The following is a 25,792-nucleotide window of genomic DNA, read 5'->3' as shown; positions in this document are numbered from 1 at the left end:
TGAGAAGTGAAGTGACGAGCGGTTCGGCCGGTCCCGGCAGGAAGCAGAGACGACAGGTGACAGAAGCGATCCTCCTGGTCGGCGGCAAGGGAACCCGGCTGCGCCCGCTCACGGTGCACACGCCCAAGCCCATGGTCCCGGCGGCCGGGGTGCCGTTCCTCACCCATCAGCTGGCGAGGGCGAAAGCGGCGGGTGTGGATCACATCGTCCTCGCGACCAGCTATCTGGCCGAGGTCTTCGAGCCCCACTTCGGTGACGGCTCCGCGTTGGGCCTGCACATCGAGTACGTCACCGAGGAGGAGCCCCTCGGCACGGGCGGCGCGATCCGCAACGTGGCCTCCCGTCTGCACTCCGGCCCCGACGACCCCGTACTGATCTTCAACGGTGACATCCTGACGGGCTTGGACATCAGGGCGCTCGTCCACACGCACGAGTCGACGGGCGCGGACGTCTCCCTGCACCTGACGAAGGTGACCGACCCGCGCGCCTACGGTCTCGTGCCCACGGATGGCACCGGCCGTGTTCTGGCTTTCCTGGAGAAGCCCCAGACCCCCGAGGAGATCGTCACCGACCAGATCAACGCGGGCGCGTACGTCTTCCGGCGCTCGGTCATCGACACGATCCCGGTGGGCCGTGCGGTGTCCGTGGAACGCGAGACCTTCCCTGAACTCCTGTCGGCCGGTGCCCACCTGCAGGGCATGGTCGACTCCACGTACTGGCTGGACCTCGGCACCCCTGCGGCCTTCGTCCGCGGCTCGGCCGACCTCGTGCTCGGCCGCGCCCCCTCTCCGGCCGTCCCCGGCCGCCGCGGAGACCGGCTCGTCCTGCCCACGGCCACGGTCGCCCCGGACGCCAAGCTGACGGGCGGCACCGTGGTCGGTGAGGGCGCGTTCGTGGCGGAGGGTGCCCTGGTCTTCGGTTCGACCATCCTTCCCGGAGCCGTCATCGAACCCGGCGCCGTCGTCACCGACTCCCTCGTCGGCACCCGGGCCCGCGTCGGTGAACGTTCCGTCCTCACCGGCGCGTTCATCGGAGACGGTGCGATCGTGGGCGCCGACAACGAGCTGCGCGATGGCGTACGGGTGTGGTGTGACGCCTGCATACCCGCGGGGGCGGTGCGGTTCTCCTCTGATCAGTAACGTTCCGGGCCCGTGGCGTTTCGGGCGGGCCGGAAGAGCTCCGGCGCCCGCGCCGCACACCGGCAGTGGGCCGGAAGGGGGTCGTGCCGCCGCGGACCTGGATGCCTCACAGCGTTCCGATGTCCATCCGGGGCATCTTCGGCGCCCTGCGGGCGGGCACCTTTCCGCTCAGCAGGATCAGCCGAGCCGCCCGGTGCCGCTGCCCCGCATACGGCTCCAACAACCGAAGCATCACCGCATCGTCGGCATGCCGGTCTCCTGCCAGAGCCCACCCCACGATTCCCGGCAGGTGCAGATCCCCGACCGTCACGGCGTCCGGCGCCCCATGGGAGCGCTGCACGACCTCCGCCGACGTCCACGGCCCGACCCCAGGTACGACCTCCAACCGTGCCTGAGCCTCGGCAGGGGCCATCTCCACCGTCTGCTCCAGCCGGCCGGCGACCCGTACAGCCCGCAGAATCGTCGAAGCCCGCTTGTCGTCGACTCCGGCCCGGTGCCATTCCCAGGAGGGGATCAGCGCCCAGGTCCGCGGCGCGGGCATCACCCACATCGGCCGATCGCCCGCCCCGGCAGGCCCCGGTGCCGGCTCCCCGAACCTCCCCACGAGCAACCGCCACGCCCGGTACGCCTCGTCGGTCGTGACCTTCTGCTCCAGCACCGACGGGATCAGGGACTCCAGCACCCGCCCGGTGCAGGTCAGCCGCAGGCCAGGCCGCCGGTGCTGGGCCAACGCCACCACCCGGTGCCTGGGCACGAACACGTCCGGGGCGTCGGCCGCACCGAGCAATTCGGGCAGCCGGTCCAACAGCCACTCGGCCCCGGGCCCCCACGCCTCGCTGAACACCTCACCGCCGTACGTGCCCACCCGTAGCGTGCCGGGCCCGGTGGGCGTGCGGCTGGTGCGCCACACGGAGCCGTCCGCAGTGGCCCGGAACGTCGGATCGGCCGGTCCACGCCGCAGTGGCCCGAGCACCAGGCCGAGATCGAGCGGCCCGTCCGGCACCCACCGCCGCACCCGCGTCGGGGCCGTCTGCCGTGGTATCCCGGCAGCGGCTCGCGCGGGTACGCCGACGTCCCCGCCGCGCACGGTCGTGCGCGTGGGACGAGGGGCGAAACGTCCTGCCACTGGTGGGCTCCTGGGGATGCTGGGGCTGGTGTGGAGGAGCGGTCTGCCGGGGGTCGGCTGCCGGATCGTCTTCCGTGATGGTCCGCGAGGGGCGTCCTATGAGACTAGGCGAGGTCGGCCTGCCGCGTGGGAGGTGTGCGGCGGGCGGGCCGCCGGAAGTCGGTCGGGGAGCCTCACCGCACCTCGACGAATGCCCCGGGGTCCCGCTCAGCCCTTGGCCTCGGCTCCTCGGCCGGGTGTCCGACCGCCACCGCACCCATGGGGTCCCAGCCGGGCGGCAGCTCCAGCACCTCGCGGACCACGTCCCGGCAGAACATCGTGGACGACACCCAGGCCGAGCCCAGCCGTTCCCCGGCCAGCGCGACTAGGAGGTTCTGCACGCCGGCGCCCATCGAGACCACGAACATCTCCCGCTCGGCGCCGTCCCGCCGGGCATCCCCGTAGCGGTGCGAGCCGTCCATGACGAGACACGGTACGACCAGGTACGGGGCGTTGCGCAGCACATCCCCGCGTCGGATCCGCTTGGTGATGGACCCTTCGTCCCTGCCGTCCCTGCGCAGGTCGGCTCTCCACGCGTCCTGCATCGCGTCCAGCAGCCGGGTCCGGGACTCAGCCGACTCCAGCAGCACGAACCGCCAAGGAGTGGTGTGGTGCGGGGCGGGAGCAGTGACCGCCGCCGCTACCGCGCGCCGGATCGCGCCAGGGTCCACCGGCTCGCTGGTGAAGGACCGTACGGTGCGCCGCTGGGTCACGGCCCCGCGGACCGCCTCGGACGTACCCAGCCGGAACATGTCGTCGCGTGCGGAGCGCACCAGGGCCCGTGCGCCCCCGCCGTACTCACTGCCCCCACCACTGCGTTCGTCGTGTTCGTCGCGTTCGTCGTGTTCGTCACGACGACGGTCCACGAGAGGGGACAGTCCGCGCACGATGGCCACCGGTCGCCCGGTGGCCTTTCCCTTGACCAGGTCACCCGCGGCGGCCAGCTCGTCCGCCGTGGCCACGACGGTCGCGCTGAGCGGATTGCCGTACGCGTCACTGCCCCCGCGTAGATCGTCCAGCACACGCACCCCGGCGGCGCCGATCGCCACGTCCGTGAGCCCCGCGCGCCAGGGTCGCCCGAAGGTGTCGGTGACGACGACGCCGACGTTGACGCCGAGTATGTCGCGCAGCCCGTCCCGGATCGTCTGCGCGGACGCGTCCGGGTCTTCGGGCAGCAACAGCACCGTGCCGGCGGGGGTATTGGATGCGTCGACCCCGGCAGCGGCCATGATCAGACCCTGCCGGTTCTCCACGATGCGCAGTGTGCCGCGGCGGGCCACGACCCGGACCGTCTCCGCGTCGATGGCCGCTTCGCGATCTGCCGCCCGCACGACCCGGCCCTCGGCCTTGGAGACGATCTTGGAGGTGACGAGCAGTACGTCCCCGTCGGCCAGCTCCGGCTCGGTGGCGGCGATCAGCTTGGCGAGGTCGTCGCCCGGCTGCACCTCGGGGATACCGGACAGGGCCCGGACCGTGTACTGCGGCATCTCCTCGCTCATGCCTCCCGCACCTCCTCGGCCAGCGCCAGCGCCTCCCGCGCCATCTGCGCGGCGGCGTCCACGTCCGTCATCATCAGCGGTACCGCCTTGCAGCGGATGCCGTCCGCCTCGACCTGCTCGACCACGGCCGCGTCCACGGTGTCGACCAGCCAGCCGTCCAGCAGCCCGGAGCCGTAGTGTTCGGCGACCGCGGCGGCTGTGGACCGCACGCCGACCGCGGCGAGTACCTTGTCGGCCATTCCGCGCACGGGCGCGTCCCCGACGATGGGGGACAGGCCGATCACGGGCGTCCCCGCTTCCGCGATGGCCTCCCGGACACCGGGCACGGCGAGGATCGTGCCGATGGAGACGATCGGGTTGGACGGCGGGAAGAGGATGACGTCGGCCTCGGCGATGGCCTCCAGGACACCCGGTGCGGGCTTGGCCTGTTCGGCACCGACCGGGACGACCGCCTCAGCCGGGACGGAGGCGCGCATCCGCACCCAGTACTCCTGGAAGTGGACGGCCTTGCGTTCGCCGTCGGTGTCGACCGCTACGTGGGTCTCCACACGGTCGTCGGTCATCGGGATCAGCCTCACACCCGGCTTCCAGCGGTCACACAGCGCCTCGGTGACCGCGCTCAGCGGATAGCCGGCCGTCAGCATCTGTGTCCGCACGATGTGCGTGGCGAAGTCGCGGTCGCCGAGCCCGAACCACTCGGGGCCGGCGCCGTAGGCCGCCAGCTCCTGCTTGAGGTGGAACGTCTCGTCGGCCCGTCCCCAGCCCTGCTCCTCGTTGATGCCGCCGCCCAGCGTGTACATCACCGTGTCCAGGTCCGGGCAGACCTTCAGCCCGAAGAGGTGGATGTCGTCGCCGGTGTTGCCGATCACCGTGACGTCCGCGTCCGGCACGGCCCGCTTCAGGCCGCGTAGGAACCGGGCACCACCGATGCCGCCTGCCAGAACCACAATGCGCATGCGCCAAGTCTTGCAGGCGGGTACGACAACGTGTCAGGCAGCCGGTGGGTCACACGGCGGATCGCGCAGACGTCGGGTCGCGCACGCGGCGAACGGGGTGCGCGGCCAGTGGATCAGACGCGCGCCTCGCAGCGCTGGGCGGCGTGCATCGGCATCTCGGTCAGGCCCGGGTAGTACACGTGCAGGCTGACGGCCGGCTCCAGCGCATCGTTGAGGACTTCGTGGACGTACCCCGGGGCGAACACCCGTTGGGCTCCCGCCGCCAAGGTACGCGCGCCGCGCCGGGTGTGCTCGGTGAGGGAGCCCTCCAGGACGGTGAGCACCCCGGAGGAGCGGCCGTGGTCGTGCCGTCCACTGCCCTGTCCCGGTACCCAGGACAACAGCCAGACCTCGTAGCCGGGGCCGGTGCGCAGCCGGTGGTACCAGCGGGCGGTGGCGTCGTAGCGGACGTGGTGCGCCCACTGGGAGCGGTCGTTGGCGATCGAGCGGGCCATTCCGGCGAACTCGGCCACGGTGGCCGGATGCTCACGCGGCGGTTGCAGCAGGTGTGGCACTTCGAGGATGTCGCCGGCGATCTGGAGGTCGTTGTCGCTGTTCATGGGTGCGGTGGTCCTCGGCGGGAGAAGGGGTGGGGCTGGAGCTGGGGCGCGTACGCGTACCGTCCGCCTGGGTCACGGGCGGGATGCCCCCGGGTGAGGGGTCACCAAGAGACGGGCGCGGCCGAGCCGGGATGGACTCGGAAACAGCCGGAGCGGATGTGGCTCAACAGCTGGAACAGCAACAACAGCTACAGCGCGCGCGGGCGGCACCGTGGGACCCGGCGGTGCGGGTGGTGGTGGCCAAGTTCGCGAGCATGCCCCTTAGCACACCGGCTCACACCCGTGATGTCAACTTGATGCCCGGTATGTGGGACATGTTTCACCTCATCCGGTTCATATCCCAGGTGAACGGTTTGCTCATCGGAGCGCAAGGACACATGGCGCACAACCGGGCGCGCACAGCCGCGCGGAACGCTATCGAACGCCAGGGCGTCCTTCTTCGTACAGAGATCCGGACGGGGTCTCGTGCGGGAAGCCGAACAGAGGGTGCTGACCCTTCGGGTCGCCTGGGTGTCGGAGTTTATGGCGATTTGAACACTTTCCGCATGGCCTTGGTTCCGCAGAGTGAATAACGGGCCCAATAGCAGATCTCGGCTTGACTCGCCCGGAGCAGCACACTTGTAATTTCACTCGTGTCGTTCGGCCGAAATCGGTAACGGCCACGCACGGGGACGCGAAAGACAGACGAGGGGCGCACATGACCGAGCTGGTGCAGCAACTGCTGGTCGACGACGCGGACGAGGAACTCGGCTGGCAGGAGCGCGCACTGTGCGCCCAGACCGACCCCGAGTCCTTCTTCCCGGAGAAGGGCGGCTCCACCAGAGAGGCGAAGAAGGTCTGCCTCGCCTGCGAGGTCCGCTCCGAGTGCCTCGAATACGCCCTCGCCAACGACGAGCGCTTCGGTATCTGGGGCGGCCTGTCCGAGCGGGAGCGCCGCAGGCTCAAGAAGGCCGCTGTCTGACTCACCGCGCCCGTCCGGAACGCATGCGCGGTACACACCCTTACGGCGTCCGGGCCGCACACGCACACATGAAAACGTCACGAACGGCCCGTCGCCCGTGGGTTATCCACAGGCGGCGGGCCGCCGCTACGGTCAGCCGATAGTGTGGGCGCTCGTCCGAGACGCTCCGTCGCCCCCTCGACACATGAGAAGGCGCAGGCGTCCACCGCAGTCCATCGAACCGGGGCCCGTACCTCGATGTCCGTGCACAGTCATACGGCGGCCCAGAGCGACGCCGTCACCGCGGCGTTTGACCCGTCCCGCCCACCCGAGTTCCCGCGTCATGTGGTGACCGCGGTCCTCGTCTCCCACGACGGTGCCCGCTGGCTGCCGGACGCACTGGCCGGCCTGCTCGCCCAGGAGCGCCCCGTCCAGTGCGCGATGGCCGCCGACACCGGCAGCGCGGACGACTCCGCCCAACTCCTCACCGCCGCCCTCGGCGAAGGCAATGTGCTGCACCTCGCCCGCCGCACCGGCTTCGGCCAGGCCGTCTCCGAGGTGAGCCGCACCGCTTCGGTCCTCACCGCGGAGGAACTGCCGTACCTCAAGCGCCCCAGTGGTTGGGACCCCGTCACGCGCACCTGGCGCGACGACGCCTACGACATGCCCGAACTGCCGTACGGCGAGCCCATCCAGTGGCTCTGGCTGCTGCACGACGACTGCGCACCCGAACCCGATGCCCTCGCCCAGCTGCTGCGGGTCGTCGACAACGAACTCGAACTGGGACGCGACGACGTGGCGGTCGTCGGCCCCAAGCTGCGTGGCTGGTACGACCGACGCCAGCTGCTGGAGGTCGGCGTCTCCATCGCCAGCTCCGGCCGCCGCTGGACCGGCCTGGACCGCCGGGAACAGGACCAGGGCCAGCACGACCACATCCGTACCGTGCTGTCCGTCTCCACCGCCGGCATGTTGATCCGCCGCGATGTCTTCGAGCAGCTCGGCGGCTTCGACCGCCGGCTGCCCCTGATGCGCGACGACGTCGACCTGTGCTGGCGCGCCCACACCGCAGGCCACCGCGTCCTGATCGCCCCCGAGGCCGTCGTCCGACACGCCGAGGCCGCCTCCCGTGAACGCCGCACCGTCGACTGCGCCGGCCGTACCGCCGCCTCTCCGCACAAGGTCGACAAGGCGGGCGCTGTCTACACCCTGCTCGTCAACACCCGTATCGCCGTCCTGCCCTGGGTGCTGCTGCGGCTCGTCCTCGGCACCCTCCTCAGGACCATCGCCTACCTCGTCGGCAAGGTCCCGGGCCAGGCCGTCGACGAGATCCGCGGCCTGCTGAGCACCCTGCTGCGGCCCGAGCGGATCATCGCCGCCCGGCGACGCCGCGGCCGGGCACAGATCGACAAGGGCGAACTGCGCCAGCTCTTCCCACCGCCCGGCGCCACCATCCGCGCCACCGTGGAACAGGTCGCCGGCAACCTCGGCAGCGGCTCCGACACGGACATGCCCATGGCAGGCCGGCACGGCGGCGGGGTGGAGTCCGGGCCCGGCGCCGAGGACGCCGACTTCCTGGAGATCGAGCAGTTCGCCCGGCTCAAGCGGATCGCCCGCAGACCCGGCCCCGTTCTCTTCTTCGCCCTGCTGCTGGTCTCCCTCGTCGCCTGCCGCGCCCTGCTCGGCGGCGGAGCGCTCGCGGGCGGCGCCCTGCTGCCCGCCCCGGCCGGCCCCGCCGACCTGTGGTCCCGTTACCTGGATGCCTGGCACCCGGTCGGAGCCGGCGGCACTTCCTCCGCACCGCCCTACCTCGCGATCGTCGCGACACTCGCCTCGATCCTGTTCGGCTCCACCGGACTCGCGGTCACCGTTCTGCTCGTCTGCTCGGTGCCGCTCGCCGGATTCACCGCCTACTTCGCCTCCCGGCCCCTCGTCACCTCCCGCTTGCTGCGCGCCTGGGCGGCCACCGCCTACGCTTTCCTGCCCGCCACCGCCGGTGCCCTGGCCGGCGGCCGCATCGGCACTGCCGTCCTCGCCGTGCTGCTGCCGCTCATGGCACGCGCGGGCATCGCCGCGAGCGGCCTCGCGAGCCGCACCGGCGCACGCGGCACCTGGCGCGCCACCTGGGCGTACGCGCTGCTGCTGACCGTCACCACCGCGTTCACACCGATCGTCTGGCCCCTCGCGCTGATTCTCGGCCTCGGCATGCTCGTGCTGCGCCGCTCCGAACCGGTCGCGTACGGCCTGCGCTTCATCGCCCAGCTCGGTACCCCGCTGCTGGTGCTCGCGCCCTGGTCGCTGACCCTGCTCCCGACCGGCTTCTTCCAGGAAGCGGGCCTGGAGTACGGTCCCTCGACCGCCTCCGCGCTCGACCTGCTCGGTGCCGCCCCCGGCGGCCCCGGCACCGTCCACGGCCTGATGCTCATCGGCATCGTGCTCGCCGCGCTCGCCGCACTCCTTCGCTCCGAGCGGCAGTCGGCCATCCGTACCGCCTGGGCCGTCGCCCTGATCGGCCTCGTCCTTGCCGTCCTGTCCAATAAGTCGGCCTGGGCCGGACCGGCCACCCTCGTCTACGGCATCGCCCTGCTCGCCGCCTCCGTCCTCGGCGCCGATGGCGCACGCGCACGCGTGGCCGAGCAGAGCTTCGGCTGGCGCCAGCCCGTCGCCGCCCTGATCGCCTTCGCCTCGGCCGCCGGTCCGCTACTCGTCGCCGCCGGCTGGATGATCCGCGGCGCCGACAGCCCCCTGGAGCGCCGCGACCCGGTTCAGGTGCCGGCGTTCGTCGCCGAGGACTCCGCCGGCGGCGACCAGGCGCGCACCCTCATCCTCGACAGCGACTCCGCCGCACGCGTGCGCTACACCCTGGTCCGCGGTTCCGGCGCCCGCATGGGGGACGCCGAACTGGCCGCCGCCGATGGCGGGAACCCGCGCCTCGACAAGGTCGTCGCCAACCTCGTCGCCGGTTCCGGCGCCGACCAGGCCAACGAACTCGGCGGGTTCGCCGTGCGCTACGTCCTCGTCCACAAGGGTGCGCCCCGTGAGATCGCCCGTGTCCTCGACGCCACGCCCGGCCTGGCCCGGCTGAGCCAACAGGACGGCAGTGCCCTGTGGCGCGTCGGCCAGGAGGTCTCCCGCGCCACCATCGTGCCTGCTGGGGGCTCGGGCCAGGTCCAGCCGGTCACCGCGGGGCCGGTGGAGATCCACACGACCATTTCCTCCGGCCCGGCCGGCCGCATCTTGCGCCTCGCTGACAGCGTCGCCGAGGGCTGGAGCGCCACCCTCGACGGCAAGCCACTCACCCGCACCACGGTCGACGGCTGGGCCCAGGGCTTCCGGCTCCCCTCGGCCGGCGGCAAGCTAGCCGTCACCTACGACGCCCCCTTCGCCCGCACCGCCTGGTTGTGGACCCAGGGTGCGCTCGCGGTCATTCTGATCGTCCTCGCCCTGCCCGGCCGCCGCCGGGACGTCGACGACGACCTCCCCGATCCGCAGCCGCTACCCGCCCAGGCCGCCGCGGGCGAGGGGCGCCGCGCCCGCCGTCTGCGCGCCCAGGCCGAGGAACCGCTCGCCGGGGAGCAGTCCGGCGGCGCGCCGCCCGAGCCCCCGGCCGCCGTACCCCACCAGCAGCCCTACGACACGCTGACCCCCCAGGGCGAGCCAGACCCTGCCTGGGCAAGCGACCCGACCACGTACACCAGCGCACCCGGGTACGCCGGCTACGGCGCTGACCAGTACCGCGGCACCGACGCCAGCCAGTACCAGGCCTCCGGCTACGACCAGCAGGGGTACCCGCACGACCCCTACCAGGCGGCCCAGTACGACCCCTACGCCTACAGCGGTGCCGCGGACCAGTCGCCGTACGACCCGGCGGCCTATCAGCAGGCTTACGCCCCGGGGTACGACCCCGCCCAGCAGGACCATGACCTGGGGTACGACCCCGCCCAGCAGGGTTACGACCCGGCTGAGCACCCCCACGGCACCGGCAGCGAGCGCCCCGACGGGAGTCAGCAGTGAACCGCACCACCCTGTCTCTGATCGCCGGCACCACTGCCCTCGCCGCCGTCACCGCGTTTGCCGCGTTCGACACACCGGCCGCGTCTGACGTTTCCGCCCCGAGAGCTGCCGCCCAACTACCGGTGGCGCGCACCAGCTTGCTGTGTCCGGCACCGAGCATCTCGGACGTCGCGGAGACGTCGTACACGTCGTTCACACCGGTCACGAAGGGCACCACGGACAGCGGAAAGGCCCGGCTCCAACCCGCAGTCGGGCAGTCGGCGGACGCCACGGGCGGCTCCCAGAAGGACCAGAAGGGCAAGTCCACCAAGAAGACGGCGGACCAGCCGGTGCTCACGCCGAAGGCACCCGGCACGCCGGCCACCGGTGACACCTCCGGCGCCGACGCGCCTGCGCTCGTCGGCACTGCCGAGGGGAAGTTCGCGCCCGGCTGGACCGTCCAGGAGACCACCGAGGTCGCCGTGGGCACCGGCCGCGGTCTCCAGGGCGTCAACTGCACGGCCGGGGACACCGAGTTCTGGTTCCCCGGTGCCAGCACTGCCCCCAGCCGCACCGACTACGTGCACCTGACCAACCCCGACGACTCCGCGGCCGTCGTCGACATCGAGCTGTACGGCAAGGACGGCGTGATCAAGTCCCCGCTGGGGGAGGACCTCACCGTCAAGCCGCATGCGAGCGAGCCGATCCTGCTCTCCACGCTCACCGATGAACACCAGACCGACCTGACCGTGCACGTCAGCGTGCGCAGCGGGCGGGTCGGAGCGGCGGTGCAGGCCCTGGACGACAAGGCTGGTGGGGACTGGCTGGCTGCAGCCGCTGACCCGGCCGGCAGCCTGGTCCTTCCCGGCATCCCCAAGGACGCCACCGACGTCCGCCTGGTCGCCTTCACGCCCAGGGACGATGACGCCGACCTGAAGGTCCGTCTGGCCTCGCCGGACGGCCTGATCACCCCGGCGGGGAATGAGACCGTGCACGTCAAGTCCGGCATGACGACCGCGGTCGACCTGGGCGACGTCACCCGCGGGGAGGCCGGCTCCCTGGTCCTCACCCCCACCGACCGGACGGTTCCGGTGGTCGCGGCACTGCGCGTCGTCCGTGGCAAGGGCAGTAACCAGGAGACGGCCTTCATCCCGGCCACCGTTCCGGTCGGCACGCGCGCGACTGCGGCCGACAACAGTGCCAAGGGCACGACCCTCGCCCTGACCGCGCCCACCGCCACCGCCACGGTCAAGGTCACCGCCTCGGCGGGCAGTGAGGGCGGCACCGCTGTGACGAAGACCTACACGATCAAGTCCGGCACCACCCAGAACATCGACGCCCCGACGCCGTCCGGACTGAAGGGCACCTACGCCTTGACCGTGGAATCGGTCTCCGGAGGCCCCGTCTACGCCTCCCGCATGTTGGCGGCCACCGAGGCTGGTGTCCCCGGCTTCACCATTCAGACCCTCCCGGACGACCGGGCCATGGTCGCGGTACCGAAGACGGACGAGGACGTGTCGGTGGTGCAGAACTAGGGGGCAGCGTTCGCCGTCAAGCGGCACCCGGCCAGCGGGGCCCGGCCGCGGTCCGGGGCTCTGCCGTCGCCGGTCACGTGCGTCCGCTGCGGCGCCTAGTCCTCTCCGTACCGGGGATCCACCGTCTCCGGTGTGAGCCCGAGCAACTCCGCCACCTGCTCCACCACCACCTCGTGCACCAGAGCGGCCCGTTCGTCCCGCCCCTTGGTCCGGAGCTCCACAGGCCGCCGGTACACGACTACCCGAGCCCGGCGTCCGTCCCGCGCGGGGACGACTCCACCGAGCGGTACGGCCTCATCGCTCCACGCCGCCCGGTTCCCCTGCCCCTCCAGCCGGGGTACCTCCAGCACGAGGAAATCGATCTCTGCCAGCTGCGGCCATCGCCGCTCAAGGCGCTCCACGGAGTCCCGTACCAGATCCGCGAACACCTCGGCACGGCTGGCCGCCAACGGCACCTGAGGCGGTGCGATAGGCCCCCGCATGCCTCGCCCGTGGCGATCACGGCGGCGGGGCCCGGAGCCGGTGGTGCGGGGCGGTACACGGTTGTCCATCACTGGCGAAGCCTAGTCCCCGAGCGTTCGTCCCGCCCGGATCCGGGCGGGCAACCGGCCATCGGTATGCCCGTGTCGGAGGATGTCCGTTCAAGCCAAGGTCTGGCTCATTTCCGTAACCCTCCAAGACCACCTGACTCAAGGCGTTTGACGGTGTTTGCACCAACCCATGACCGACTAGAGTGACGCCCATGACTCGCCGAGACCCCGTCCGTGCAGGTCAGCGGGGCCGGTTCGAAGGGGTGTGTGGGGCGTTTCACAGCACGACACGGTGGAGTGACCTGGTGGAGAGTCGTCGCGGCCCGCTCAAGAGTGCGGTACCGTCCAACGTCGTGAGCCCTGTACGTCGCTGTTCGCGCACCGCCTGCGGCCGACCCGCCGTCGCGACGCTGACGTACGTCTACGCCGACTCGACCGCAGTCCTCGGCCCCCTCGCCACCTACGCCGAACCCCACTGCTACGACCTGTGTGCCGAGCACTCCGAGCGCCTCACCGCGCCGCGCGGCTGGGAAGTCGTGCGCCTCCTCGACGGTTCCGCTCCCGCGCGGCCCAGCGGGGACGATCTGGAAGCGCTTGCCAACGCGGTGCGCGAGGCGGCCCGCCCCCAGGAGCGGGCGGCCGAGGCGGGCGGCGGGGCCCGCACGGCGGACCCGATGGAGGGCGCCCGCCGCGGCCATCTGCGGGTCCTGCGCTCCCCGGACAACTGAGCAGCACCGTTACTGCTGAGGGTCCAGGGGCCGTCTGTCCGACCTCTGCCCACCTTCTCCTTACTTCCGGCGGGTAGTTTGTGGGCAACCACAGGACTTTCAGGAGGGTCTGGCCGTGACTGCTGATCTGTCGCAGATCGTGAAGGCGTACGACGTACGCGGAGTGGTCCCGGACCAGTGGGACGAGTCATTGGCCGAACTGTTCGGTGCGGCCTTCACGGAGGTGACGGGCGCGACAGCGATCGTCGTCGGCCACGACATGCGGCCCTCGTCCCCCGGTCTCTCCCGCGCCTTCGCGCGCGGCGCCGCGTACCGTGGCGCGGACGTCACCGAGATCGGATTGTGTTCCACGGACCAGCTGTACTACGCCTCGGGCGCACTGAACCTGCCCGGCGCGATGTTCACGGCCTCCCACAACCCGGCCCAGTACAACGGCATCAAGATGTGTCGCGCGGGAGCCGCCCCGGTCGGCCAGGACACCGGCCTCTCGCAGATCCGCGAACTGGTCGAGAAGTGGTTGGCGTCGGGTGCCCCGGAGCCGGTCGCCGAGCCCGGGAACCTCGCCACCCGCGAGACGCTGGAGGACTACGCGGCACATCTGCGCTCCCTGGTCGACCTCACCGCCATCCGTCCGCTCAAGGTCGTGGTCGACGCGGGCAACGGCATGGGCGGACACACGGTGCCCACGGTCTTCGCCGGTCTGCCTCTGACCCTGGTTCCGATGTACTTCGAACTGGACGGCACCTTCCCGAACCACGAAGCCAACCCGCTCGACCCGGCCAACCTCGTGGACCTTCAGAAGCGGGTCCCGGCTGAGGGCGCCGACCTCGGCATCGCTTTCGACGGTGACGCGGACCGCTGCTTCGTCGTCGACGAGCACGGCGATCCGGTCTCCCCGTCCGCGGTTACCGCGCTGGTCGCCGCGCGCGAGTTGGCCCGCAACGGCGGCAAGGGCACGATCATCCACAACCTCATCACCTCCCGCACCGTCCCGGAGGTTGTGCGGGAGAACGGTGGCGCCCCGGTCCGCACCCGTGTCGGGCACTCCTTCATCAAGGCCGAGATGGCCCGCACCGGCGCCATCTTCGGCGGGGAGCACTCCGCCCACTACTACTTCAGGGACTTCTGGAACGCCGACACGGGCATGCTGGCCGCCCTGCACATCCTCGCGGCCCTCGGTGGCCAGGACGGCCCGCTGTCCACCCTGGTCGCCCAGTACGACCGTTACACGGGTTCCGGCGAGATCAACTCCACCGTCGCCGACCAGACCGCCCGCCTCGCCGCGATCCGTGCCGCGTACGAGGGCCGCGCGGACGTCACCCTCGACGACCTCGACGGCCTCACGGTCGCCGCAGCCGACTGGTGGTTCAACGTCCGCCCCTCCAACACGGAGCCGCTGCTCCGCCTGAACGCGGAGGCCGAGGACGAGGCGACGATGACCAGGATCAGGGACGAGGCCCTGGCGATCATCAGGGCCTGAGCCACGTCCCCCGGTCCGTCCCCCCACTTGTGCACCCCGGCCGGGCGGGCACTCACCGGCTCCTCCCTCCGGCGGCGTGCCGACCAGAGCGCACGGCCCGGACCGCAGGTCCGCCGGGACCGGCGCCGGACGTACCGGCGGGCGGGGCCCATGGGGCTCGGGAACCGGGCAGTGTCCGGGCCAACCGAGCCCGGGCAGCCCCCGCCGGCGGTACGCTGACCAGGCACATCCATACAAGGCCAACACTCCTTTGAAGGGACAGCCCATGCCGCTCGAAGCCGGCCTCCTGGAGATCCTCGCCTGCCCGGCCTGCCACGCCCCCCTCAAGGAACAGGACACCGAGCTGATCTGCACGGGTGAGGACTGCGGCCTGGCCTACCCCGTGCGTGACGGCATCCCGGTCCTCCTCGTCGACGAGGCCCGCCAGCCGGAGTGACGAGGCCGTTCGCGCCGTAGCGACGAGGCAACTGCCCCGCGCTCACCCCTCTTCACAGGATCCCGGCGATCGGAGGCTGCCGCCCATGCTGGACGAATCGCTGCTCGACACCCCGGAGGGCCTCGCCGAGGCCGACCGCCGAGGCCTGCTGCGTGGCGCGGCGGAAGCCGGTGCCCGCGTCCGTACCGCCGCCCGGCACGCCGTCGAGGCCGGTATCGGCGACCTCAAGCCCGACGGCCGCCCCCGCGCCGTCCTGATCGCGGGCCCGGGTGCCGCCGCCACCCACACCGCCGATCTCCTCGGCACGCTGGCCGGTGCCGGCAGCCCGATGGTCCGCCTCGCCCCCAGCGGTGTCGCCCCGGCCGCGGGCGCCCTGCGCTGGGAACTGCCCGGCTGGACGGGTTCCGTGGACCTGCTGCTGATCGCTACGCCGGATGGCAGCGAACCCAGTCTCTCCCTCCTCGCCGACCAGGCCTACCGCCGCGGCTGCACGGTCGTCGCCGTGGCCCCCGCACACACCCCGCTCGCCGAGGCGGTCGCCGGTGCGCACGGCCTGTTCGTACCGATGGCGACTTCACCGTACGACCAGGAGGAACCGCTCGCCGCATCCTCCCCAGGCGTGTTCTGGGCGCTGCTGACCCCGCTGCTGGCCCTGTTGGACCGCATCGGCCTGCTAGGCGCCCGGCCAGACGCGCTGGAGAAGATCGCCGACCGCCTGGACCACGTCGCCGAGCGCTGCGGGCCCGCCATCGCGACTTACAGCAACCCCGCCAAGACCCTCGCCGCCGAACTCGCCGACGCACTTCCCGTGGTGTGGACGGAGGGCCCTTCCGCTGGCCCGGCGGGCCGCCGGTTCGCCGCAGCCCTCGCCGAACTCGCCGGCCGGCCCTCCCTCGTCGCCGAACTCCCCGAGGCCCTGGCCGAGCACAGTGCCCTGCTGGCCGGTCCGCTGGCCGCCAGCGCTGACCCGGAGGACTTCTTCCGCGACCGCGTGGAGGAGCCGCCCGCGTTGCACGCGCGCGTGGTGCTGCTCCGCGACCGTCCGATCGGTGGCCTCACCGCCGCCCCCGCCGCCCGTGATCTGGCCCTGAGCCACGACACCCCGATCAGCGAACTCGAACCCGAGGAAGGCGGCGAACTGGAGAGCCTCGCGGAACTGATCGCCATCACGGATTTCGCCGCCGTTTACCTGGCGCTCGCTTCCAGGGCCTGATCTGGCTCCGGGCCACCCAACCCGCGGTCACCACCGGTTGCACCACCGCCGCCTTGACCGGCGCTCGGGGCCGGCACACGCACCGGCTCTGGCCGAGCAGCGTACGTACGGAGACAGAGAAGACACATGGACCGCCTCGACAACGCCATCCGCCCCTACGCCTGGGGTTCCCCCACCGCCATACCGCACCTCCTCGGCGTCGAGCCGACCGGCGAACCGCAGGCGGAGATGTGGATGGGCGCGCACCCGGGCGCGCCCTCGCGCACCGCACGCGGGACGCTCGTCGAGGTGATCGAGGCCGACCCGGAGCACGAGCTCGGCGCTCGTGCGGTCGCCAAGTTCGGCCCCCGCCTGCCGTTCCTGCTCAAGATCCTCGCCGCCGGAGCACCCCTGTCCCTCCAGGTGCACCCCAACCTGAAGCAGGCCGGGGAGGGATACGCCGAAGAGGAGCGGCGCGGGATCCCCGCAAACGCCCCGCACCGCAACTACAAGGACGCCAACCACAAACCCGAACTGATCTGCGCGCTCACTGAGCTTGACGGCCTGTGCGGCTTCCGGGACCCCGTCCTGACCGCCGAACTGCTCGACGGACTCGGTGTCGACTCCCTCAAGCCGTACGTCGACCTGTTGCACGCCCACCCCGAAGACGCGGCCCTGCGCGAGGTTCTCACCGCGATCCTCACCGCCGACCGGGAGGAGATGGCCCACACGGTCGCCGAGGCCGTAGCCGCCTGCACCCGCCTAGGCGGCGACTACGCCCCCTACGCCTACCTCGCCCACCACCACCCGGGCGACCCCGGTGTCATCGCGGCGATGCTGCTCAACCTCGTCCGCCTCCAGCCAGGCGAGGCGCTCTTCCTCGGCGCGGGCATCCCACACGCCTACCTCAGCGGTCTCGGTGTGGAGATCATGGCCAACTCCGACAACGTGTTGCGCTGCGGACTGACCCCGAAGCACATCGACGTCCCCGAACTCCTGCGCGTCGTCCGCTTCGAAGCGGACGACGCGGCCGTGCTGCGCCCTGAGGCCTCCCCGGAGGGCGAGGAGGTCTACGACACACCGATCGACGAGTTCCGCCTCTCCCGGTGGGTCCTGCCCGAAGGGGGCGCCGCCCATGACGTCACCCGGGACACCCCGCAGATCCTGCTCTGCACGGCCGGTTCCGTCCTGGCGGGTGAACACGAACTGTCTCCTGGCCAGTCGGTGTTCGTCCCGGCGGGAGAGCGGGCGGAAGTCTCGGGTGCGGGCACCGTCTTCCGGGCCACTGTGATCGTATGACCGGAGGTGTGGACATCTGATGCGCCGGGGCCCGGCCGGGCTGCAAGAATGACCCACCGGCAAAGGCCGGGCAAAGCCGGGCACCCGCCTGGACGACACGTTCGTCCCACGGCGACAGAGGCGAAGGGACAACGCGACACATGAGCGCGTCAGGCGGCACCAAGGCGATCGTGGCGGCACTCGGCGCCAACCTCGCGATCGCGGCATCGAAGTTCGTGGCGTTCGCGTTCAGCGGCTCCTCCTCGATGCTCGCCGAGGGCGTCCACTCGCTCGCCGACTCCGGCAACCAGTTCCTGCTGTTGATCGGGGGCAAGCGCGCCCGCCGTGAGGCCACCCCGCAACACCCCTTCGGCTACGGTCGCGAGCGTTTCATCTACGCCTTCCTCGTCTCCATCGTCCTCTTCTCGGTCGGCGGTATGTTCGCCATCTACGAGGGCTACGAGAAGATTCGCCACCCGCACGAACTCAACCACTGGTACTGGCCGGTGGGCGTCCTCGCCTTCGCGGCCCTCGCCGAGGGATTCTCTTTCCGCACGGCCATCAAGGAGTCCAACGAACTGCGCGGCTCGCTCTCCTGGGCGCAGTTCATCCGTCGGGCCAAGGCCCCCGAACTGCCCGTCGTGCTGCTGGAGGACTTCGGCGCGCTCATCGGTCTGGTCCTCGCCCTCGGCGGTGTCGGCCTCTCCGTGCTCACCGGCGACGGCATCTGGGACGGCATCGGCACCATGTGCATCGGTGTCCTCCTGGTCCTCATCGCCCTCGTCCTGGCAGCCGAGACCAAGTCGCTGCTGCTCGGCGAGGGCGCGGGAACCGGCGAGGTGCGAAAGATCCAAGAGGCGATCGTCGACGGCGATACCGTCACCCGTGTCATCCACCTGCGCACGCTGCACCTCGGCCCCGAGGAACTGCTGGTCGCCGCCAAGATCGCCGTCCAGCACGATGACACGGCCGCCGAGGTGGCGAACGCCATCAACGCCGCTGAGGCCCGCATCCGTGCCGCTGTTCCCATCGCCCGCGTCATCTATCTGGAACCCGACATCTACAGCGAGGTCGAGGCGGCGAGGGGCCCAGACCCCGAGGCGACCCCCGGCGGCCCGAATCCACAAACCGCCGGGCACTGAGTTCCCGGCCCGGGTGCCTCCCGCCACGGGGCGGGGCCCCAAGACCGGTGCGGACCGGGTCATGATGACGAGCGGCCGTCGCCGGTGCCCCCCGCGCGCCCGCCGTAGCCCTCCTGACCAGCGCTGTGAGGCTGGCTCGCCGCTTCCGACCGGCGCCCAACGGGGGGACCGGACCGCGTGCGGCGGCACCGAACCGGACCGGGTCTGGCTTGAAGCGTGCGAAGACGGACTGGGGAGGACCGGGTCCTGCGGTGTAGCTTGGAACAGAGCCAGACGTCGCTGCTGATGGCGGTCGGGCGGTTCCGCGTGGACCGGCCGAGGGAGAGAGGGCCTCCGACGGACTGCGCTGCGCGTACGCGGGCATGCCAGTGTCCTGATGCGGGCACCCCTGTGCCCGCCGCCGCGCAGACCAGCCGTACCCACCTCGCCCCGATCCCGAGGAGCAGCTTGCAATGACGACTGTCGACAACCGACAGGACTTCAAGGTCGCCGATCTGTCGCTGGCCGAGTTCGGCCGTAAGGAGATCACTCTCGCCGAGCACGAGATGCCGGGTCTGATGGCGCTCCGTGAGGAGCATGCCGGGGCGCGGCCGCTGGCCGGGGCCCGGATCACCGGTTCGCTGCATATGACGGTGCAGACGGCGGTTTTGATCGAGACCCTGGTCGCGCTCGGTGCGGAGGTGCGCTGGGCGTCGTGCAACATCTTCTCCACGCAGGACCACGCCGCCGCGGCTGTTGCGGTCGGTCCGCAGGGGACGCCAAAGGAGCCGCAGGGCGTTCCAGTGTTCGCTTGGAAGGGCGAGACGCTAGAGGAGTACTGGTGGTGCACGGAGCAGGCGCTGACCTGGCCGGGTAGTGCCACGAGTGGTCCGAACATGATCCTGGACGACGGCGGGGACGCCACTCTGCTCGTCCACAAGGGTGTGGAGTACGAGAAGGCCGGTGAGGTGCCGGCGGTGGAGTCCGCGGAGTCGGACGAGCACCGTGTCATCCTCCGGTTGCTGCACCGCACCCTGGGGGAGAATCCGCAGAAGTGGACGCAGTTGGCGTCGGAGATCCGTGGTGTGACGGAGGAGACCACGACGGGTGTCCACCGTTTGTATGAGATGCAGCGTGAGGGTTCTCTGCTGTTCCCGGCGATCAATGTCAATGACGCGGTGACGAAGTCGAAGTTCGACAACAAGTACGGTTGCCGACATTCGCTGGTCGACGGCATCAACCGGGCCACCGATGTTCTGATCGGCGGTAAGACGGCGGTGGTGTGCGGTTACGGCGACGTGGGCAAGGGGTGTGCGGAGTCGCTGCGCGGACAGGGCGCGCGGGTGATCGTGACCGAGATCGACCCGATCTGTGCGCTGCAGGCAGCGATGGACGGTTACCAGGTCACGACCCTCGACGAGGTTGTCGAGACGGCCGACATCTTCATCACGACGACCGGGAACAAGGACATCATCCTTGCCGCGGACATGACGCGGATGAAGCACCAGGCGATCGTGGGCAATATCGGTCACTTCGACAACGAGATCGATATGGCGGGCCTGGCCGCTGTTCCGGGGATCGTCAAGGACGAGGTCAAGCCGCAGGTGCACACCTGGACGTTCCCGGACGGTAAGAAGATCATCGTGCTGTCGGAGGGCCGTCTGCTCAACCTGGGCAACGCCACCGGTCATCCCTCGTTCGTGATGTCCAATTCCTTCGCGGACCAGACGCTGGCCCAGATCGAGCTGTTCACCAAGCCGGATGCTTATCCGATCGGCGTGTACACGCTGCCCAAGCACCTGGACGAGAAGGTGGCTCGGCTCCACTTGGACGCCCTGGGTGTGAAGCTCACCCGACTGCGTCCGGAGCAGGCGGCGTACATCGGCGTGGAGGTCGAGGGCCCGTACAAGCCCGACCACTACCGCTACTGAACCGCACCCCGCGTTTCACGCAGGTCCTCCGAGGCAGGCCCCCGCACCCCCGTGTCGGGGGCCTGCCCCTTTGGCGGACCGGATCCTCACAGACGCCGGACCGACTGGCCGGAGCGACCCGACCTGCCCGTCACGATTCAGGACCCTCATGCCCCGCGGCCGTTATTCGCTCCATGATCCGCACGATCGCACTCCCCTCGCAGAAGAACACTTTCAGTGCGCCCCGGGCCCGTCCGGCTGGCGCTATGTCTCCCAGGTGACCTCCCCCGCCGGCGACCATCGTGGCTCGGTCGACCTCTCTCTCGACGACCTGGGGCGCCCCATCCGGCTTGAACTCCATGCAGGCGATTGGCAGGTGCGCGGTGCCGCCCTCGACGGTGTCACCTGGGTGCGCACCGACCCCGACGGCACTCATGCAACCGAAGGCACTGTGCGCGCCCACGCCTTCACCGGAACGTCCCCCGCTTTTCTCGTGGCCACCGCCCGCCTCCTGCGTCTCACCCCTTTCTCCGCCGCGACCCGTGTCCGGCTGGTGTCCTTCACGGACCCGGTCCTCGCCCCTCGCACCGTGGACCAGTCCTGGGCTCTGGTGGACAGCGAAACACATGCCACTGACAGCGGCCCCCTGACCGTGGACGAATACCAGGTCACAGCCCTGGACACGGGCGAACGGCACAGCGTCCACCTGACCGGCGACGTCGTTCTGGCCGCGCCCGGGATCGAACTTGAGGAGCTGCAGTCGCCGCCGTCGAGATTCGGCTGAGTCCCGCGGACCCCCTCTTGCCCCTCAGCGAGAGCGATGCCGGGATCGCCCGGCACGCACACCGTGGCCACCCACTGAGTACAGCGGGTGACGGCAACCACCACTGGTCGCGCTCCCGGCATCAGGCACCGTCAGACCGGCGGTGCGAAGCCCGTGGCGGGGCGGTCAGCCGGCACAACGTCCCGCTGGGACACCGCCGGTGTGATCGGTGACTCCGGTTGTGGTGCCACCGGTGCGTGGAGGGTTTGCGACCGGGGGAGCGATTCCGGCTGCCGGGCCGAGCCGTCGGCCTGTTCGGGGTGCACGGAACCCTGCGGCGCTGCCCCGGCCGGAGGCTGATACCCGGCCGGCGTGGAAGGGGGCTGCGTCACCGGCGGGGCGAAAACGCCGCCGTGGAACGCCTGCCGGGCCTCCCGGGACTGCCGTTCGTGCACCACGGCCGCCAGGAAGGCAGCCGGGGGGATTCCCGGTGGCACTGCGGCCCCCGTACGGGCCGCTAGATCGGTCGCGAGTTGCTGTGCCAGACCCGCGGAAACCTGGGGATCGAGCTGCTGCGTCCGCGTCAGGTACTGCCGGACGGCCAGCCACAGCCCGTCCGGGACCGCCGACAGATCCAGTCCGGCGAACCTGCCGGCAAGCCACGGCGGCGGAGGTGGGACGAAACCGGTCCGTGCGGCGGGTATCCGCTCGTGTACGACCAGGGTGCCCGCAAACACATCCCCGAGCCGGCGCCCTCGCTCCGACACCAGGGAGGCGATGCAGGCCACCACTCCGAACGTCATCAGGATCTCGACCACACCGATCGCACCCCGCACCAATGCGTGCCGGAACCGGATCGGTCCGCCGTCGTCGCGCACCACTCGCAGCCCGAACGCCAGCTTCCCCAGGGAACGTCCGTGGCTGAGCGTCTCCACCGCGATGGGGCCGCCGATGAGTACCAGCAGGAAGCTCGCGATGGACAGTGCCGTCTGTGCGGCTCTGTCCAGAGACGAGGTCGTCGCCACCAGCACCAAAGTCACGAAGATGTAGGCGACCACGGTCGCCACCAGATCGAGCAGCACGGCCAGCGTTCTGCTCGGCAGTCTTGCGGGGCGCAGTTCGAGCGCCACCGCCTCGCCCGTCACCAGCTCACTCACGCTTGCCGTCCTTCCCTGGTCCGCCGCGTGAACAGCAAGTCTGCCAAGCTGTGGGCACACCCCGCTGCAGTGCGACAAGCTGATAGCGATCACGCGCACCTACGACGAGCAGTTGGCGACCAGCCGAGGAGCAGGCAGACCGATGGACCTGGACGTCTTCGTCTCCGTACACCGTGCTGAATGGGACCGCCTCGATGCCCTGCTCCGGCGTCGGCGCCGGCTCAGCGGAACCGAGGCCGACGAACTCGTCGCCCTCTACCAGCGCACCGCCACCCACCTCTCCCTCATCCAGTCCAGCGCTCCGGATCCCCAACTGACGGGGCGACTCAGCCAACTCGTGGCACGCGCGCGCAGCGTGGTCACCGGAACCCGCCGCGCGTCATGGCACGACGTCACGCACTTCCTGGGACAGAGCTTCCCGGCCGCCGTCTACCGCGCACGCCACTGGTGGGTACCCACTGCTCTCGTCTCCACGGTCATCGCGATCCTCCTGGGCTGGTGGATCGGTACCCACCCGGAGGTGCAGTCGTCCATTGCGGCCCCCAGTCAGCTGCGCGAGCTGACCCGTCCCGGCGGTGAGTACGAGACCTACTACTCCAGCCATCCGGCAGCCGCCTTCGCCGCGCAGGTGTGGACGAACAATGCCCAGGCGGCAGCCATGTGCCTGGTCCTGGGCATCTTCCTGGGCCTGCCCGTCCTGCTGATCCTCTTCGAGAACATGCTCAACCTGGGTGTCGGCTTCGGCCTCATGTCCTCGGCCGGGCGTCTCGACACCTTCCTGGGACTGGTTCTTCCGCACGGCCTGCTCGAACTCACCGCGGTCTTCGTGGCCGCTGGTACGGGGCTGCGCCTGGGCTGGACGCTCATCGATCCCGGCCCCCGCGCCCGGCGCACCGCTCTCGCCGAGGAAGGCCGGGCGGCGATCGCCATGGCCATCGGACTGGCCCTGGTGTTGTTCGTCTCGGGCGCCATCGAAGGCTTCGTCACCCCGTCTGGACTGCCGACCTGGGCCCGCATCGGCATCGGGGTCCTGGCCGAGCTGGCCTTCCTCGCCTACGTCTTCGTGCTGGGCGGTCGTGCGGCACGCGAGGGCGAGACAGGTGACGTGGAATCTGCGGAGCGCAGCGCCTCCGTGCCGACGGCCGCCTGATGTGCGTTCCACCCCTGTGAGCTGCTACTCTTCACTTCGTTCCGCAAGAACCGTTGACACGGGTGGCGCGGGGAGGTAGATTCAAACAGTTGCCTGGAAGTGGACACATCCACTGGCAGCCACTAGAATCTACTTCGCTATCTAAGAAATCGCGAGACGCATTTCGAAGAAGCACCTTTTCCGATCTACTCAAGAATGAGCGGCCGGTCAGACCGGCCAGGAACTTCTGATAGAGTCGGGAACGCCGGAAAGGGAAACGCGGAAGCGGGAACCTGGAAAGCACCGAGGAAATCGGATCGGAAAGATCTGATAGAGTCGGAAACACCGAAGGGAAGCGCCCGGAGGAAAGCCCGAGAGGGTGAGTACGAAGGAAGCGTCCGTTCCTTGAGAACTCAACAGCGTGCCAAAAGTCAACGCCAGATATGTTGATACCCCGTCTACCGGATCATTCCGGTGGCGAGGTTCCTTTGAAAAACACACAGCGAGGACGCTGTGAACGGTCGGGGTTATTTCCCCTGATTGTTCCGCTCTCGTGGTGTTCACCCCGATGACGGGGAAAGCATTCACGGAGAGTTTGATCCTGGCTCAGGACGAACGCTGGCGGCGTGCTTAACACATGCAAGTCGAACGATGAACCTCCTTCGGGAGGGGATTAGTGGCGAACGGGTGAGTAACACGTGGGCAATCTGCCCTGCACTCTGGGACAAGCCCTGGAAACGGGGTCTAATACCGGATATGAGTTCCTACCGCATGGTGGGGGCTGGAAAGCTCCGGCGGTGCAGGATGAGCCCGCGGCCTATCAGCTTGTTGGTGAGGTAATGGCTCACCAAGGCGACGACGGGTAGCCGGCCTGAGAGGGCGACCGGCCACACTGGGACTGAGACACGGCCCAGACTCCTACGGGAGGCAGCAGTGGGGAATATTGCACAATGGGCGCAAGCCTGATGCAGCGACGCCGCGTGAGGGATGACGGCCTTCGGGTTGTAAACCTCTTTCAGCAGGGAAGAAGCGAAAGTGACGGTACCTGCAGAAGAAGCGCCGGCTAACTACGTGCCAGCAGCCGCGGTAATACGTAGGGCGCAAGCGTTGTCCGGAATTATTGGGCGTAAAGAGCTCGTAGGCGGCTTGTCGCGTCGGTTGTGAAAGCCCGGGGCTTAACCCCGGGTCTGCAGTCGATACGGGCAGGCTAGAGTTCGGTAGGGGAGATCGGAATTCCTGGTGTAGCGGTGAAATGCGCAGATATCAGGAGGAACACCGGTGGCGAAGGCGGATCTCTGGGCCGATACTGACGCTGAGGAGCGAAAGCGTGGGGAGCGAACAGGATTAGATACCCTGGTAGTCCACGCCGTAAACGGTGGGCACTAGGTGTGGGCAACATTCCACGTTGTCCGTGCCGCAGCTAACGCATTAAGTGCCCCGCCTGGGGAGTACGGCCGCAAGGCTAAAACTCAAAGGAATTGACGGGGGCCCGCACAAGCGGCGGAGCATGTGGCTTAATTCGACGCAACGCGAAGAACCTTACCAAGGCTTGACATACACCGGAAACATCCAGAGATGGGTGCCCCCTTGTGGTCGGTGTACAGGTGGTGCATGGCTGTCGTCAGCTCGTGTCGTGAGATGTTGGGTTAAGTCCCGCAACGAGCGCAACCCTTGTCCCGTGTTGCCAGCAGGCCCTTGTGGTGCTGGGGACTCACGGGAGACCGCCGGGGTCAACTCGGAGGAAGGTGGGGACGACGTCAAGTCATCATGCCCCTTATGTCTTGGGCTGCACACGTGCTACAATGGCCGGTACAATGAGCTGCGATACCGTGAGGTGGAGCGAATCTCAAAAAGCCGGTCTCAGTTCGGATTGGGGTCTGCAACTCGACCCCATGAAGTCGGAGTCGCTAGTAATCGCAGATCAGCATTGCTGCGGTGAATACGTTCCCGGGCCTTGTACACACCGCCCGTCACGTCACGAAAGTCGGTAACACCCGAAGCCGGTGGCCCAACCCCTTGTGGGAGGGAGCTGTCGAAGGTGGGACTGGCGATTGGGACGAAGTCGTAACAAGGTAGCCGTACCGGAAGGTGCGGCTGGATCACCTCCTTTCTAAGGAGCATTTCTAGCCGGGTTTTTGCCTGGTTCAGAGGCCAGTACATCAGCGAGTGTCTGATGCTGGTTGCTCATGGGTGGAACGTTGACTATTCGGCACAGTGGGTCTGTATGGGATCGCTAGTACTGCTT

The 25,792-nt window shown here is 69.7% G+C and carries 19 protein-coding genes and 1 rRNA gene; 14 read left to right on the top strand and 6 right to left on the bottom strand.

All coding sequences use genetic code 11. The annotated features are described in order from the left end of the window. Positions 1 to 56: 56 nt before the first annotated feature. Complete coding sequence (manB, locus tag LK06_RS11925; protein WP_039650659.1) at positions 57 to 1,139, top strand: mannose-1-phosphate guanylyltransferase; 1,083 nt, start codon at positions 57 to 59, stop codon at positions 1,137 to 1,139. A gap of 106 nt (positions 1,140 to 1,245) precedes the next feature. On the opposite strand, the gene LK06_RS11920 is transcribed toward manB, so the two are convergent. The 4 genes from LK06_RS11920 to LK06_RS11905 all read right to left on the bottom strand — a co-directional run bounded on the left by LK06_RS11920 (position 1,246) and on the right by LK06_RS11905 (position 5,358). Further along, on the bottom strand, positions 1,246 to 2,265 hold the full coding sequence (locus tag LK06_RS11920) for a DNA-3-methyladenine glycosylase family protein (RefSeq protein ID WP_174673853.1): 1,020 nt from the start codon (positions 2,263 to 2,265) through the stop codon (positions 1,246 to 1,248). 173 nt (positions 2,266 to 2,438) lie between these two features. After that, the gene (locus LK06_RS11915; RefSeq protein WP_043434398.1) at positions 2,439 to 3,803 is read right to left on the bottom strand and encodes a coenzyme F420-0:L-glutamate ligase; all 1,365 of its coding nucleotides are present in this window, start codon (positions 3,801 to 3,803) and stop codon (positions 2,439 to 2,441) included. Continuing rightward, positions 3,800 to 4,759: a 2-phospho-L-lactate transferase gene (cofD, locus tag LK06_RS11910; RefSeq protein WP_039650655.1), complete on the bottom strand. Its 960-nt coding sequence runs from the start codon at positions 4,757 to 4,759 to the stop codon at positions 3,800 to 3,802. The genes LK06_RS11915 and cofD overlap by 4 nt, the downstream gene beginning before the upstream one ends. Before the next feature lie 113 nt (positions 4,760 to 4,872). After that, positions 4,873 to 5,358, bottom strand: a complete 486-nt coding sequence (locus tag LK06_RS11905) for a cysteine dioxygenase (RefSeq protein WP_039650652.1) — start codon at positions 5,356 to 5,358, stop codon at positions 4,873 to 4,875. A gap of 697 nt (positions 5,359 to 6,055) precedes the next feature. Between LK06_RS11905 and LK06_RS11895 the strand changes: the two genes are divergently transcribed. The 3 genes from LK06_RS11895 to LK06_RS11885 all read left to right on the top strand — a co-directional run bounded on the left by LK06_RS11895 (position 6,056) and on the right by LK06_RS11885 (position 11,823). Then, positions 6,056 to 6,319: a WhiB family transcriptional regulator gene (locus LK06_RS11895; protein WP_003975777.1), complete on the top strand. Its 264-nt coding sequence runs from the start codon at positions 6,056 to 6,058 to the stop codon at positions 6,317 to 6,319. A gap of 237 nt (positions 6,320 to 6,556) precedes the next feature. Further along, entirely contained in the window at positions 6,557 to 10,309 is a 3,753-nt protein-coding gene (locus LK06_RS11890; RefSeq protein ID WP_086083309.1) for a glycosyltransferase, read from the top strand. Then, positions 10,306 to 11,823, top strand: coding sequence for a DUF5719 family protein (locus tag LK06_RS11885; protein WP_043406581.1), 1,518 nt, complete (start codon positions 10,306 to 10,308; stop codon positions 11,821 to 11,823). The genes LK06_RS11890 and LK06_RS11885 overlap by 4 nt, the downstream gene beginning before the upstream one ends. A 95-nt stretch (positions 11,824 to 11,918) precedes the next feature. Here LK06_RS11885 and LK06_RS11880 read toward each other — a convergent pair whose 3' ends face one another. Further along, a complete protein-coding gene (locus LK06_RS11880) occupies positions 11,919 to 12,305 on the bottom strand; it encodes a metallopeptidase family protein (protein WP_039650675.1) in 387 nt (128 codons plus the stop codon). A gap of 353 nt (positions 12,306 to 12,658) precedes the next feature. Here LK06_RS11880 and LK06_RS11875 point away from each other — a divergent pair, with 353 nt between their 5' ends. The 8 genes from LK06_RS11875 (at position 12,659) to LK06_RS11835 (ending at position 21,282) form a co-directional block, all read left to right on the top strand. Continuing rightward, a complete protein-coding gene (locus LK06_RS11875) occupies positions 12,659 to 13,081 on the top strand; it encodes a DUF3499 domain-containing protein (RefSeq protein ID WP_039650641.1) in 423 nt (140 codons plus the stop codon). A gap of 115 nt (positions 13,082 to 13,196) precedes the next feature. Further along, on the top strand, positions 13,197 to 14,561 hold the full coding sequence (locus LK06_RS11870; protein ID WP_039650639.1) for a phosphomannomutase/phosphoglucomutase: 1,365 nt from the start codon (positions 13,197 to 13,199) through the stop codon (positions 14,559 to 14,561). Positions 14,562 to 14,826: 265 nt separating this feature from the next. Next, positions 14,827 to 14,997 (top strand): Trm112 family protein, encoded by a 171-nt coding sequence (locus LK06_RS11865; RefSeq protein ID WP_071659337.1) that lies wholly within the window; start codon positions 14,827 to 14,829, stop codon positions 14,995 to 14,997. A gap of 85 nt (positions 14,998 to 15,082) precedes the next feature. Then, on the top strand, positions 15,083 to 16,210 hold the full coding sequence (locus LK06_RS11860; protein WP_039650638.1) for an SIS domain-containing protein: 1,128 nt from the start codon (positions 15,083 to 15,085) through the stop codon (positions 16,208 to 16,210). A 126-nt stretch (positions 16,211 to 16,336) separates the two neighbouring features. Beyond that, entirely contained in the window at positions 16,337 to 17,488 is a 1,152-nt protein-coding gene (manA, locus tag LK06_RS11855; protein WP_039650635.1) for a mannose-6-phosphate isomerase, class I, read from the top strand. 140 nt (positions 17,489 to 17,628) lie between these two features. Next, the gene (locus tag LK06_RS11850; protein ID WP_039650633.1) at positions 17,629 to 18,609 is read left to right on the top strand and encodes a cation diffusion facilitator family transporter; all 981 of its coding nucleotides are present in this window, start codon (positions 17,629 to 17,631) and stop codon (positions 18,607 to 18,609) included. A gap of 452 nt (positions 18,610 to 19,061) precedes the next feature. After that, the gene (gene ahcY, locus LK06_RS11840) at positions 19,062 to 20,519 is read left to right on the top strand and encodes an adenosylhomocysteinase (RefSeq protein WP_039650632.1); all 1,458 of its coding nucleotides are present in this window, start codon (positions 19,062 to 19,064) and stop codon (positions 20,517 to 20,519) included. A gap of 148 nt (positions 20,520 to 20,667) precedes the next feature. Then, positions 20,668 to 21,282, top strand: coding sequence for a hypothetical protein (locus LK06_RS11835; protein ID WP_039650630.1), 615 nt, complete (start codon positions 20,668 to 20,670; stop codon positions 21,280 to 21,282). 131 nt (positions 21,283 to 21,413) lie between these two features. On the opposite strand, the gene LK06_RS11830 is transcribed toward LK06_RS11835, so the two are convergent. After that, positions 21,414 to 22,418, bottom strand: a complete 1,005-nt coding sequence (locus LK06_RS11830; RefSeq protein WP_086083307.1) for an RDD family protein — start codon at positions 22,416 to 22,418, stop codon at positions 21,414 to 21,416. Positions 22,419 to 22,560: 142 nt separating this feature from the next. Between LK06_RS11830 and LK06_RS11825 the strand changes: the two genes are divergently transcribed. Beyond that, a complete protein-coding gene (locus LK06_RS11825) occupies positions 22,561 to 23,568 on the top strand; it encodes a stage II sporulation protein M (protein ID WP_039650627.1) in 1,008 nt (335 codons plus the stop codon). 562 nt (positions 23,569 to 24,130) lie between these two features. Then, positions 24,131 to 25,657 (top strand): 16S ribosomal RNA (locus tag LK06_RS11815). Positions 25,658 to 25,792: the final 135 nt, after the last annotated feature.

This window comes from Streptomyces pluripotens, assembly GCF_000802245.2.
Lineage (GTDB): Bacteria > Actinomycetota > Actinomycetes > Streptomycetales > Streptomycetaceae > Streptomyces > Streptomyces pluripotens.
This window is presented reverse-complemented; position numbering and strand designations above follow the sequence as displayed.